The sequence below is a fragment of the Pseudomonas sp. NBRC 111140 genome (assembly GCF_001320885.1).
Classification (GTDB): Bacteria; Pseudomonadota; Gammaproteobacteria; order Pseudomonadales; family Pseudomonadaceae; genus Aquipseudomonas; species Aquipseudomonas putida_P.
This window is the reverse complement of record NZ_BCBQ01000142.1, coordinates 1-10,336: the sequence shown is the minus strand read 5'-3', so window position 1 is coordinate 10,336 and position 10,336 is coordinate 1. Positions and strand designations below refer to the sequence as shown.

Annotated in this window: 20 protein-coding genes; 17 read left to right on the top strand and 3 right to left on the bottom strand. The window is 60.5% G+C overall.

The genetic code is table 11. From position 1 onward, the window contains the following. Nucleotides 1-190: helix-turn-helix domain-containing protein (locus APH42_RS29675; protein WP_156352946.1), on the bottom strand; the 190-nt coding region annotated here is incomplete at its 3' end. Between the two features lie 105 nt (nt 191-295). Between APH42_RS29675 and APH42_RS27540 the strand changes: the two genes are divergently transcribed. The 9 genes from APH42_RS27540 (at nt 296) to APH42_RS27500 (ending at nt 5,506) form a co-directional block, all read left to right on the top strand. Further along, the gene (locus APH42_RS27540; protein ID WP_060494659.1) at nt 296-490 is read left to right on the top strand and encodes a Cro/CI family transcriptional regulator; all 195 of its coding nucleotides are present in this window, start codon (nt 296-298) and stop codon (nt 488-490) included. 156 nt (nt 491-646) lie between these two features. Next, nucleotides 647-1,513: a replication protein gene (locus APH42_RS27535; protein WP_082421474.1), complete on the top strand. Its 867-nt coding sequence runs from the start codon at nt 647-649 to the stop codon at nt 1,511-1,513. Beyond that, complete coding sequence (locus tag APH42_RS27530; RefSeq protein WP_060494657.1) at nt 1,503-2,297, top strand: ATP-binding protein; 795 nt, start codon at nt 1,503-1,505, stop codon at nt 2,295-2,297. Before APH42_RS27535 ends, APH42_RS27530 begins: the two co-directional genes overlap by 11 nt. Before the next feature lie 2 nt (nt 2,298-2,299). Further along, nucleotides 2,300-2,596 carry a DUF1364 domain-containing protein gene (locus APH42_RS27525; protein ID WP_060494656.1) on the top strand — a complete coding sequence of 99 codons (297 nt, stop codon included), beginning with the start codon at nt 2,300-2,302 and terminating at the stop codon, nt 2,594-2,596. Continuing rightward, a complete protein-coding gene (locus tag APH42_RS27520; protein WP_060494655.1) occupies nt 2,593-3,021 on the top strand; it encodes a VRR-NUC domain-containing protein in 429 nt (142 codons plus the stop codon). The genes APH42_RS27525 and APH42_RS27520 overlap by 4 nt, the downstream gene beginning before the upstream one ends. After that, nucleotides 3,018-4,316, top strand: coding sequence for a site-specific integrase (locus APH42_RS27515; RefSeq protein WP_060494654.1), 1,299 nt, complete (start codon nt 3,018-3,020; stop codon nt 4,314-4,316). Before APH42_RS27520 ends, APH42_RS27515 begins: the two co-directional genes overlap by 4 nt. Beyond that, nucleotides 4,313-4,603: a hypothetical protein gene (locus APH42_RS27510; RefSeq protein ID WP_060494653.1), complete on the top strand. Its 291-nt coding sequence runs from the start codon at nt 4,313-4,315 to the stop codon at nt 4,601-4,603. Before APH42_RS27515 ends, APH42_RS27510 begins: the two co-directional genes overlap by 4 nt. Further along, nucleotides 4,600-4,917, top strand: coding sequence for a hypothetical protein (locus tag APH42_RS30630; protein ID WP_060494652.1), 318 nt, complete (start codon nt 4,600-4,602; stop codon nt 4,915-4,917). The genes APH42_RS27510 and APH42_RS30630 overlap by 4 nt, the downstream gene beginning before the upstream one ends. Nucleotides 4,918-4,927: 10 nt before the next feature. Next, nucleotides 4,928-5,506, top strand: a complete 579-nt coding sequence (locus tag APH42_RS27500) for a hypothetical protein (RefSeq protein WP_060494651.1) — start codon at nt 4,928-4,930, stop codon at nt 5,504-5,506. A 752-nt stretch (nt 5,507-6,258) separates the two neighbouring features. Here the strand turns inward: APH42_RS27500 and APH42_RS27490 are convergent. Then, a complete protein-coding gene (locus tag APH42_RS27490) occupies nt 6,259-6,660 on the bottom strand; it encodes a type II toxin-antitoxin system HicB family antitoxin (RefSeq protein ID WP_060494649.1) in 402 nt (133 codons plus the stop codon). A gap of 37 nt (nt 6,661-6,697) precedes the next feature. Then, the gene (locus tag APH42_RS27485) at nt 6,698-6,880 is read right to left on the bottom strand and encodes a type II toxin-antitoxin system HicA family toxin (protein ID WP_016715573.1); all 183 of its coding nucleotides are present in this window, start codon (nt 6,878-6,880) and stop codon (nt 6,698-6,700) included. A gap of 287 nt (nt 6,881-7,167) precedes the next feature. On the opposite strand from APH42_RS27485, the gene APH42_RS27480 reads away from it, so the two are divergent. From APH42_RS27480 to APH42_RS27455, 8 genes are all read left to right on the top strand, one after another. Then, entirely contained in the window at nt 7,168-7,761 is a 594-nt protein-coding gene (locus APH42_RS27480) for a hypothetical protein (RefSeq protein WP_060494648.1), read from the top strand. A 56-nt stretch (nt 7,762-7,817) separates the two neighbouring features. Then, nucleotides 7,818-8,141, top strand: coding sequence for a phage holin family protein (locus APH42_RS27475; protein ID WP_060494647.1), 324 nt, complete (start codon nt 7,818-7,820; stop codon nt 8,139-8,141). Between the two features lie 50 nt (nt 8,142-8,191). Continuing rightward, nucleotides 8,192-8,431 carry a hypothetical protein gene (locus APH42_RS29670; RefSeq protein ID WP_082421473.1) on the top strand — a complete coding sequence of 80 codons (240 nt, stop codon included), beginning with the start codon at nt 8,192-8,194 and terminating at the stop codon, nt 8,429-8,431. Beyond that, nucleotides 8,431-8,655 (top strand): hypothetical protein, encoded by a 225-nt coding sequence (locus APH42_RS30625; RefSeq protein WP_082421472.1) that lies wholly within the window; start codon nt 8,431-8,433, stop codon nt 8,653-8,655. Before APH42_RS29670 ends, APH42_RS30625 begins: the two co-directional genes overlap by 1 nt. 11 nt (nt 8,656-8,666) lie before the next feature. Beyond that, a complete protein-coding gene (locus APH42_RS30250; RefSeq protein WP_177336883.1) occupies nt 8,667-8,825 on the top strand; it encodes a hypothetical protein in 159 nt (52 codons plus the stop codon). Further along, nucleotides 8,825-9,163, top strand: coding sequence for an HNH endonuclease (locus APH42_RS27465; protein WP_060494645.1), 339 nt, complete (start codon nt 8,825-8,827; stop codon nt 9,161-9,163). The genes APH42_RS30250 and APH42_RS27465 overlap by 1 nt, the downstream gene beginning before the upstream one ends. Nucleotides 9,164-9,321: 158 nt before the next feature. Further along, nucleotides 9,322-9,822, top strand: coding sequence for a terminase small subunit (locus tag APH42_RS27460; protein WP_060494644.1), 501 nt, complete (start codon nt 9,322-9,324; stop codon nt 9,820-9,822). Nucleotides 9,823-9,825: 3 nt separating this feature from the next. Further along, the coding region (locus APH42_RS27455) for a terminase large subunit domain-containing protein (RefSeq protein ID WP_308418273.1) at nt 9,826-10,336 on the top strand (511 nt) is incomplete at its 3' end.

Genomic DNA, 10,336 nt, shown 5'->3' with positions numbered 1-10,336 from the left:
CCGCAGCGAACTTGGCGTTTAGCGGGTTTAGGCCTTTGAAATAGAGATTAACGGCTGCCGGCGTCATGCCCGCTTCGTCGGCGATTTTCTTCTGACTGAGCTTTAGCTCGTTCTTGCGGGCGAGGAACAGCGCATGCGCAGCCTCGCATTCGGCCAGACGGTCAGGAGGGAGGATTCGTTTCTTGGTCATGGCGCGAACATATACCAATGGTTAAAGAATTGGGAGAAACCATCGGTATGGACAGATAATCAACCGATGGTTAATATTCGGGGTATGACCAACCGAGGCCCGATCATGAGCGAGACCCCCCTCGACAAATTCGTTGCTGAAAAAGGGCAGTCCGAGGCTGCCAGGCTTCTCCGCGTGACGGCGCCTGCCATTCACAAGGCGCTCGTCGCAAAGCGGGATATCAGCGTTTTCGAGCTCCCCGATGGCGGTTACTCGGCTGTCGAGAGACGCCCTTTTCCATCCCAGGGATCCGCTGCCTGACGCCGTAAGCCGTCTGATGGTGGGAATTATGAGAGATCTGGCATTGCGCCAGTAGATGACTGAAACACCTGCGAATCCATCCAGTACCTGAATCGCAGACGAAAAAAAACCGCCTGGCAGGGCGGCTTTCTCTACAGCTTCATAACGGGTTTAAGCATGACAAACATCGTCCCACTTGACAAGTCCAGGGGGTTCACCCGGATGGACAACCAGCTCATGGATGGCCTGCTGGCTATCGATCTCCCAGCGCGGGAGATGAAGATTGTGCTGTACGTGGCCAAGGCCACCATCAACTTCGGGGCGGGAGCTCAACGCATCCCGGCAACCGACATCGCGAAAGCCATCCACGCTCACCCAGACACCGTGTCCAAGGCGGTTTCCAGACTGCTGCGCCGTCGCGTGTTGTTCCGTGAGGGTGGCGCCCGGGGCGACATCGGTTTGAATGACCCGAAGGACTGGATCTACGTTGATCCGAAACAGACTAAAACAGCCGACTCGGCTGAAGTGGTCCGAATCGGCTCTGAGTCGAAACAGACCAAAACCGCCGACTCCCTTCTTTATTCTAAGAAAGAAACCCCCTATGAAAATCTTCCTTCGGAAGATGTTTCATGCCCCCCCAAAGGGTCGGTCAATGGCGATCTCGAGCCTGAGCCAAAACCTGACCGCAAGACGCCATTCGGCCTGCCCCAGCTGATGGCCGACAACCCGCATCAGATCCCCAGGCAGCTCCTGGTCGACTGGCTCGCTCTGCGCAAAGCCAAACGCGCCGCTGTTAGCGAAACAGTATGGGCGACCGTGAACGACGAGTTGGCCAAGTGCGCTGAGGCCGGGATCACGGCGGTTGCCGCTATCACTGAGGCCCTATCCGCGGGTTGGCAGGGATTCAAGGCCGACTGGGTGATCAATCGCGTGAACGACAGCCGACGCAAGGCTGCCCCTGCCAAATCTAACCACCACGGCTTCTCTGGCCGCGATTACACCGATGGCTTGATTCCTCGGGAGGATGGTTCTTATGCGTTCTGAGAAGGTAGTTCATTTGGCCAGCATGGCCACGCCGCAAACCACTTCGATGGCCATGTGCGAGGATCACGGCGAGTATCTGGCGACTGTTACCCATGTCCTGAGTCGCACATTTCGGTCGCCATGCCCAGAGTGCAAGCGGCTGCAAACGGAGAAGGAAACTGCGCTGGCGGTCGAGCGTCAGCGTCATGAGCTGGCCTGGAAGCTTGGTGATGCCTTGATCCCGAAGCGTTTCAAGGACAAGACGTTCGCGGCCTACCAGGCCAACAACCCCGGCCAGATCAAGGCCAAGGCCCGTTGCCACCTGTACGCAGAAGAGTTTGAGCAAAACCTGGAGGCTGGGCGCTGCATGATCCTGGTTGGCAACCCCGGCACTGGTAAGACTCACCTCGGTGTATCCATTGCCCAGGCGGTCATGGCTTCAACCGGCTACACAGCGGTGTACCGCACCCTTGGCGGCATCCTGCAGTCCATCCGCGCGACTTTCGACGGAAGCTCCGGCCAATCCGAGGTAAGTATTCTCGAGGGTCTGATCAGGCCAACGCTTCTTGTGCTGGATGAGGTTGGGGCGAGCAGAGAGACCCCCAGCGAATTTGAGCTGAGCCGCCTGTTTTCGATCATCAATGGCCGCTACGAGAAGATGCTGCCGACCATCGTGATTTCCAACTTAGGTGTCAAGGAACTGCCCGCGGCGATGGGTGAACGCTCTGCCGATCGACTCCGCGAGGGTGGGGTGATCGTGCTGCCGTTCACCTGGGAGTCGCAGCGCGGCAAGGAGGATCTGTGAAGATGCGGCAGACCAAGTTGACCAAGGCCGCGCGCGGCCGCGAGTGCCAGGTGCGCATTCCTGGCGTGTGCAACGGCAACCCCGAGACCACCGTCCTTGCGCACTACCGCCTGGCGGGCACGTGCGGTGTCGGCAAGAAACCACACGACCTGCAAGGCGCCTGGTCCTGCAGCGCCTGCCACGACGCTTGTGACGGTCGTAGTCGTGACGTGGATCGAGCCACCGCGCGCCAGTACCACGCCGAGGGCGTCATGCGCACCCAGGCACTGCTGCTCAACGAGGGGGTGCTGATCGCATGAATGGTCTCGCCCTTCGCCCGTTCAAGGCCAAGCCGGCCCGCGCCAAGCCCGTCGACCGGGAAGGGCAGGAGCAGGCCGCGCTGATACAGGAACTGCAACTGCGCTACCCGCAAGCCTACAAGCTGATCTACCACGTCCCGAATGGTGGCCACCGCGTCAAGGCCGTGGCGGCCAAGCTGAAGGGGCAGGGCGTCAAGGCCGGTGTGCCCGACCTGGTGCTGCCGATGGCGCGCGGTGGGTACTTCGGCCTGTACATCGAGTTCAAGGCCATGCCGCCCTTCGATGCGCCGGTTTCGCCAAGCCAGGATGCCTACCTGCAGGCGCTCGCCGATCAGGGCTACCTCGCGATCGTGTGCCGGGGCAGCATCGACGCCGTCGAGGCTATTCGCGCCTACCTGCTGCTCCCTGCCACGGTGGCCGCATGAGCGCGACCCGTGAAGTGAAGCTGAGCGAGGCCGAAGTGCGCCGGCAGGCCGCCGACAAGTCGGTGCGTGATCTGCGCGATCCGCGTCACCCTGGCCTGTACCTGCGCTTCTGGAGCAACCGCGAGCGTGGTACCTGGCACCTGGTGCGCGGCAAGAAGTGGGTGCCGGTCGCCCGCTGGCCTGACCTGACCGTGGCTGCGGTGATTGCCGAGCTGCCCGCGCTGCGTCAGCGCCTGCTGCGCGATCCGGCCACAGCGCCGGTGGTTTCCGGCATGACCACCGTGGGGCAGTTGCTCGACTGGTACGGTGACCGCATGGCGCGCGACCGCTCACTGTCGGCGAAGCGCAAGGCCGGCGCCAAGTCCGCCATTGCTCAGCACCTCAGGCCGCGCCTGGATGACCTGGCCGTGGCCAGCGTGAATGCCGATGCCCTGGACAAGCACCTGATGTGGCCGTGCCAGGCCGAGGTGTCGCTGTCCTACCTGCGGCAGATGTTCGCGCTGCTGCTGACCGCCTTCCGCCAGGCCCTGCAACTGGGCCTTATCGAAAGCAACCCCATGGCCGGGATGCGCTTCAACGACTTCACCAAAGCCAAGATCCTGCCCAAGGCGGCTCGCCTGCGTGACGTGCAACTGCCGGGGCTCATGCAGCAGCTGGCCCAGGCCTTCGAAGCCGCCCCGGGTGACGCCATGCTGGCCCTGATGATGCTGGCCCACGGCACCCGGATCGGCGAGACCCGCATGGCGCGCTGGAACGAGATATCCCTGGCGGCTGCCGAGTGGTTCATCCCTGCGGCCAACGCCAAGACCCGCACCGAACACCGCCTGCCACTGACCGCCCAGGTGCAGGCGCTACTGACCCACTACCGGGCCATCCAGCAAGGCGAGGGCTATGAGGGCGTGTACCTGTTCCCGAATCGCCGTGGCCTGTGCCTTAGCGAGACGCAGGCCAGCAATGTATTCAAGCGCCTGGGGCAGGGCGATTGGACCAGTCACGACCTGCGCAAGGTCTCCCGCAGCGCCTGGACCGACCTCGGCATCGACGGCCACATCGGCGAGATGCTGCTGAACCACAAGCTGGGCAAGATCGCGAGCACCTACATCCACACCCAGGCCATGCAGCAGCGCCGCGCCGCGCTGGAGAAGTGGCATGCGTGGCTTGATCGGGTTGGCTTTGCAGCCATCCACGGCCTTACCAAGGCCTTATTTGAAATTTCGCAGAATTCGCCACAGGCCCCAGCAACCGTGGCACCGAGCGACCTTACCGCATTTGTAATTAGCGAGGATTCGAAATGAGCCAGAACATGCAGCTGGGCGATCTTGCGTTGACCCTCGTGTTTGACTCCGAGATACCCCAGGGCAGCCAGGTGGAGCTGGTTGAGCGCATTCAGAAGGGGCAGCTCTTGATCGGCAAGGACCGTCAAATGAAGGCGCCTACCGCTGGGTGGTATGTGACCCGGGCGGGCACGTCCGCAAAGGTCGCGTATGGGGATGCCGAGCTCATGCCACTCCACGGAAAGGGAGTGCCTACCCCGAAGCTTGAGGTCGAGGAGATCTGTTACCTCTTCAAGGTGCCGGCATGAGAGGAAACCACGGCCCATCCTTTAAAAAGGCCGTGATCGAGCTGTGCGAGTGCCCTTTGTGCCGTGGGAGAGCGGTCACTCAGGGTGTGTTTCACGAACTGCCATGCGACCACTGCAACGCCTCGGGCTTTGTGGCGGCTGCAACCGGCAAGGCTCTGCCCCTGGATGAGCTGGTGACCCAGCTCAGCATGAGGCTTCGGGCAGCGCTCAGGCAGATCGATCAATTGAAGAACCCTCAGGCATCCGGGCCTGAGGCGACATATCAGGGAAGCAACCGGCGCGGAGCCGGGGGCGGCAACTACACCGGGGATTAGGGGGAAGGACATGATTTACAGCAGCGTACTCGCGGCGGTCGTCTCGGCCCTGGCTGCAGAAGCGATCGACAACACCAGCAAGCAGGCTTGGCAGAAGCTATATGAGCCCGGCAGCGAAGACGGCCACGACATGGCAACCTTGAGTAGGTCGGTAGAGCGTGGCGAAATCAGCCGTATGGATGCTGACTGCTGGGTGTTCGCCAGGCTGCACAGCCAGCTGAAGCCGCGGCACTGGGATGTCCTGGTGGCGAGGTTCAGCACGCACAAGGGGCGAAAGGTTCAGTCGATCAGCCGCCTGATCCCCATGGTTGCCTCCCATGCTCCGAAGCTGTTCATCACCAGTGCAGTGACGGCTTGGGCGATCCCGAAGATGAAGGGCGCCGAGGGAAAGCGGTCGAGCGACATGATCGTGTTGCCGGCTCAGTTCTACGATATCAATCGGTGGGACCCGGATGCGCGTCCTGAGCGAACTCGACGCCGCTGGAGGAAGGGCATCGAGGACGTACTGAAGCAGATGGCCGATGAAGCACTGGAGGCTGCAGCCGACATCCTGAGCTACGAAGGTCTTTCGATGGAAAATGCCGCTTGACATCAAATGGCCGCATGGCCGATTATTTCTCCATCCTGTCATTCCTGCGCGTTGCTGAGGAATGGCACAAAAAGCCCGCCCATTGTGACGGGCTTTTTTGTGCCATCATGCTTCTTCCAGACCAAGAGGGATAAAGCATGGCAAGGTCCGTAGAGATTGATCGCTTTCAGGTGAGGACAGAGGACGGAAGGCTGCACACCGTTGTTCACTATCAGGAGTATGTTGGTCCTAGAGGCGATGAGCTCAAAGGCCTGCAGCGTTTCGAGACCCAGACTGGTAAAGGGGTGAACCGAGATGAGGCTGATGGCGACCTGTTCTATCTTCCAATTGGATTCACGGAGCCCTGGGTAGCAGCAAGACGCGTGTAATCAATGGTTACCCCTCAAGGCCTCAGCATTCGCCGGGGCTTTTGTTTATGCAGATGAATGCCATGGCTGAATGGCAGATTGCGGCGCTCGCTCCCACTAGGCCCGCTGAAATAGAACGAGAGGGAGTCAGCCGGGTACGCACCGGCCATCTGCACCAACTACAAGGCTCACCGATCTGGTGGGCCTTGTTCGTTTTCGGCTCCACCACGCCCATCGCCCCAAGCTGGGAGTGCTGTTGGGGCCGATCTACTTAGGCTCGCCATGACGGCGGGCCTTTTCCGTTCTGGAGCGTCAATGGGGCCGACCGACCCCGGCTCAGGACAGCCACCTGGCTGGGCAGATCGGGTGCCCCGCTGCCCGGCTTGAGCGTTGCGATGGTGTGATTCAGCGGCCCAGCTTTTCCATGGCAGCATCAGCCAGGAAAGATGACCGGCTCTTGACGTTGTGATCTCGCACGTACCGGTCAATTTGCTGGATCACAAAGCCCGGCAGGGTAACGTTGACCTTCTCGGTTTTCCCCAGGTACGGGGTGATGTCGATTTCCAGCATTCCCCAGCCCATATCAGCGAAGTCCGGATTATCTCGGTGCGCTGCTGCGCTGGTTGGCATTGGGATGGCCTGGCCGTTGCTGGCGATCTCTTCCAGCATGATATGAGCGACCTCGACAGCGGAGGAATATGCCTCCTCGAAGGTGTCGCCCGCAGTTACAGCGCCTGGAATATCAGGGATCTGGATGCCGGTGGCGGTGTTCTCGTCGCCCCATTCGATGCAGATTGGGTATTGCATAGTTCTCTCCTGCAGAGGTGCAAAGGGTGAAGCCGGGTTATTTCAACCCGGCTCGTTCCTTGATGCTCTTTACCGTGCCGATTGGCAGATCCTTTTTGGGGTGTGGCACTGGTATCGAGTTTGGGTTGTTGGGGTGCTTGAAGATGTGGTGGCTTCCGGTGACACGTTTCAGAACCCATCCAGCTGCTTCAAGCTCCTTGATCAACTGCCTGCTTTGCACCTCCGTCTCCTTGTGTGGTTGATGTGAAAATTATACCTCTAGGCGCATAACATGTAAATACAAAAGATGCGCCTAGAGTTATATTTATGCGGATGACACGCCCAGGCAGCTGGGCTAAGTCGGTAGTGGCGTTCAGTCAAACCCGTGTGGTCACTGATGGACAACGCGATGAGAGTCTGGGGTATGTGACCCAGCGATCCAGACCACCAAGCCGGGAAGCGCCGGCCCTCCGCACCCATTCCAAGGGCTCGCCATGATGGCGGGCCTTTTTCGTTCTGGAGCACGATATGTCCGAGCAGATCCTCGCCAAGCTTGATGCCATACAAACCACCATCGCGGACCTCCGTGCCGAGGTGGGAGGCCTGCAGGCGCAGGTCCTGACAAAGGCGGACAGCACTGCAGTCTCGGCGCTGTCGAGCACCGTTCGCGGTCACTGGAGCAGGATTACTTCTCAGGGCGGGATGATCACAGCTCAGGGCCAGGCGATCACTTCCCTGACGAGCAGGATCGACTTGCCATGCGGTTGCAATAAGGCGGACGCCACGGCAGAAACTGCCCTGGATGCGACTCGCATCCAGTCGTCGAGCGGGGCGATCTCAATTGATTTCGGCAAAGGCCTGATCACTGTAGCGAACCCGAACGGGCCGATCGTGCTCGGCAATCTGGACGCCGCTAAAGGTCGGCAGGTTTTCATCAGCGAGACAAGCGTAGCCTCTGCCGCCATCGCCACCGAGGTGTCTGCTCGGGCCTCTGCTGATGAGGTGTTGTGCAGCCGCATCGGCGCACTGTCCTCAGCGCTCAATGGGAGCGACTTGGCTGACGTGGTGCGCCAAGTGATCCGCAAGGAGCTCCAACCAGGCGGGTTGCTGCATCGCCGCTGATCCCATGCCCGCCATGAGCGGGTTTCATTGTGCTCCCCGCAACGGGAGGAATCGAGATGGCCCATATGCCGCCAGAGAAAGACCCATCCTTCTGGGTGCTGGTACTGACCGCCCTGAGAGAGAACGGCCTTGCAATGGGCCTGACATTCGCCTTGACCTGGTTGCGCATTCAGTACGACGGCAAGGAAACCCGCCCAGTCCGCCAGCTGATCGAGGCAACGCTTGGCGCGTTGATCGTGATGGTGGTTGGCCTGACCGTGAAAGAGTTCGGGCTGAGCATCGCTTGGTCGTTCGCCACCGCTGGCTTTGTCGGCGTGCTGGGCGTTGAACAGGCTCGCCAGCTTGGCAGGCGCTGGGCGGAGCGGAAGGTCGACGGCTGATCCGCGCCACAAAACAGACATGCGCCGTTTTGTGGCGCGAGGTAGAAGCTATGGATTTACCAAAAGACCTCGGGAGCGTTCAGCTGGCTGCATTTCAGAGCTATGCGCCGGACCGGCTCGAAAGCGCAATCCGCGAGACTGTGAGCCTCCTCAATGAACAGGCTGTGTTTCTCGCCGAGAGCAGTCTGAATCGCGTGCAGAAAGCTGGCCTCAGGTTCGTCGTGGAAAAGCTGAACTCCCATCTCAACCATCTGCTCAGCATCCAGCTTGACGTGGTTCGGTCTGGTTGATGGCAAAGGCTCCATACACGCCATGCAAGCTATACGTGGACGGCGCCGACGGCATTGCGGTTGGCGACTTCATCACCACGGCTGCCGGATCTGCATATCTGGTGCAGACGCTCCGAGTGAGCCGCACACGGCCCGAGCGCAAGCACATGGACTGCCTGCGCTGGCCGATAGCCGAGGTGCCGCCTGATGCGCGGTGCTATCAGATGACTTGGTACAAGAGATGAGGAGTACCGGCATGGCTAGGGTGCATGCAACGATCGTTTGCCGCCAACGCTGGTGGCTGAAGTACTACCTGGCTGGTGTGCTGGCAATTGCGCAGGTCACAGGGCGTGAGCCGAACCCTGGTCGGGTTGCTTACTGGGTCGGTCGCGGATTGAAAATTGAGGTGCACTGATGGCCAGGCTCAAGACGCTCGGCTCTCGCATCAAGGAGAGCGCAGGCTCTCGGGTCAAGGTGGTGAGCCCCGGCAGTTGGCGAAGCGGCATGACCAGCTCCCAGCGCGGCTATGGCTACAAGTGGCAGCAAGCCCGAGAGCGGTACCTGCGCGACAACCCGCTGTGCGTTTACTGCGAGCGGAACGGCCGCACAACTGCCGCCAGGGTTGTCGACCACATCGTTGCTCACCGTGGAGACATGGTTCTCTTCTGGGATCAGGCCAACTGGCAGAGTCTCTGCAAGCTTTGTCACGACTCCGTCAAGCAGGCTGAGGAGGCGTCGGGGCTGGGTGGCTGACACGTCAGCGGGTCGAGGAAGCCTGGCGCAGCGGGTTAGAGGCACGCCAGTGACGTGCCTCGAAAGGGGTAGGGGGGTTAAAAGCAAGGGATTCTCATCTAGCTAGACCGCCACCGACCCCACGTAGACATTTTTCTCCCCCCTGAAGGTTTTTGTTAATGGTGTTAACAGACAAACAGCGACAGTTTGTTGACGCTAAGGCCCGGGGCGCGTCCAACAAAGAAGCAGCGGAAGCCGCGGGCAGTAAGCCCTCGACGGCTGCTGCAGCTGGTTCGCGCTGGGCCAATGATCCGAAGATCGCATCCGCAATTCTGGCTCGTAGAGCAGAGCTCAGTGTTAACCCTGAGCCGAAAAGGCGGCGCAGCAAAGCGAAGGCCGATGAAGCCAATGAAGACCCCCTCGAGATCAATGAGGCCGACGGAGAGTTCCTAAGTTGCCTGCCTTCAACTGATGATCCATTGGTTTGGCTGCTCGCGCTGATGAACGAGCCCCGGGCGAAAGTCTTCGACCGGCGCAACGCTGCGCAGACCGCCGTGCCGTATATCCACGGGAAGAAGGCCGAGGCGGGCAAGAAAGAGCAGAAGGCGGAGGCCGCGAAAGAGGCTGGCAAGGGCAAGTATTCTCAAAGCAAGCCGCCCCTCACTGTAGTCAAGGGGTGACGCATGCTTTGGACCACGGCCTGCCCAGACTGGTGGCGGCGCCTGGCTGCCTGCGAATCAATCATCCCTGAACCGCTTTTCCCCCAGGAAGCAGAAGAGAGTCTTGAGGTTTTCAAGGGGCTGCGCATTGTCGATGCCCCAGGTAGCCCAACCATTGAAAGTGCATGCGCCCCATGGGTACTGGCTTTCGCAGGGGCTGTGTTCGGCAGCTACAACAGCGAGACAGGTGAACGTCTCATTCGGGAGTTCATGCTTTGCATCCCGAAGAAGAACAGCAAGTCGACCATCGCCGCCGCGATCATGCTGACGGCCCTGGTTCGAAATTGGCGCATGTCAGCCGAGTTCATCATCCTCGCCCCGACCAAAGAGATTGCCGACAACGCCTTCGTGCCGGCGAAGGACATGGTCAACAACGACGACGAGCTGAAGGACCTGCTGCATGTGCAGCCACATCTTCGGTTGATCACTCACCGTGAGACCGGCGCCACGCTGAAGGTGGTCGCCGCCGACAGTG

Coding starts and splice junctions, on each gene's coding strand:
- APH42_RS27515 (WP_060494654.1), top strand. CDS start 3,018: ATGAGCGCGACCCGTGAAGTGAAGCTGAGCGAGGCCGAAGTGCGCCGG.
- APH42_RS30625 (WP_082421472.1), top strand. CDS start 8,431: ATGGCAAAGGCTCCATACACGCCATGCAAGCTATACGTGGACGGCGCC.
- APH42_RS27540 (WP_060494659.1), top strand. CDS start 296: ATGAGCGAGACCCCCCTCGACAAATTCGTTGCTGAAAAAGGGCAGTCC.
- APH42_RS27490 (WP_060494649.1), bottom strand. CDS start 6,660: ATGCAATACCCAATCTGCATCGAATGGGGCGACGAGAACACCGCCACC.
- APH42_RS27510 (WP_060494653.1), top strand. CDS start 4,313: ATGAGCCAGAACATGCAGCTGGGCGATCTTGCGTTGACCCTCGTGTTT.
- APH42_RS27465 (WP_060494645.1), top strand. CDS start 8,825: ATGGCCAGGCTCAAGACGCTCGGCTCTCGCATCAAGGAGAGCGCAGGC.
- APH42_RS27480 (WP_060494648.1), top strand. CDS start 7,168: ATGTCCGAGCAGATCCTCGCCAAGCTTGATGCCATACAAACCACCATC.
- APH42_RS27475 (WP_060494647.1), top strand. CDS start 7,818: ATGGCCCATATGCCGCCAGAGAAAGACCCATCCTTCTGGGTGCTGGTA.
- APH42_RS27530 (WP_060494657.1), top strand. CDS start 1,503: ATGCGTTCTGAGAAGGTAGTTCATTTGGCCAGCATGGCCACGCCGCAA.
- APH42_RS29670 (WP_082421473.1), top strand. CDS start 8,192: ATGGATTTACCAAAAGACCTCGGGAGCGTTCAGCTGGCTGCATTTCAG.
- APH42_RS27460 (WP_060494644.1), top strand. CDS start 9,322: ATGGTGTTAACAGACAAACAGCGACAGTTTGTTGACGCTAAGGCCCGG.
- APH42_RS30250 (WP_177336883.1), top strand. CDS start 8,667: ATGGCTAGGGTGCATGCAACGATCGTTTGCCGCCAACGCTGGTGGCTG.
- APH42_RS27500 (WP_060494651.1), top strand. CDS start 4,928: ATGATTTACAGCAGCGTACTCGCGGCGGTCGTCTCGGCCCTGGCTGCA.
- APH42_RS27535 (WP_082421474.1), top strand. CDS start 647: ATGACAAACATCGTCCCACTTGACAAGTCCAGGGGGTTCACCCGGATG.
- APH42_RS27525 (WP_060494656.1), top strand. CDS start 2,300: ATGCGGCAGACCAAGTTGACCAAGGCCGCGCGCGGCCGCGAGTGCCAG.
- APH42_RS30630 (WP_060494652.1), top strand. CDS start 4,600: ATGAGAGGAAACCACGGCCCATCCTTTAAAAAGGCCGTGATCGAGCTG.
- APH42_RS27520 (WP_060494655.1), top strand. CDS start 2,593: ATGAATGGTCTCGCCCTTCGCCCGTTCAAGGCCAAGCCGGCCCGCGCC.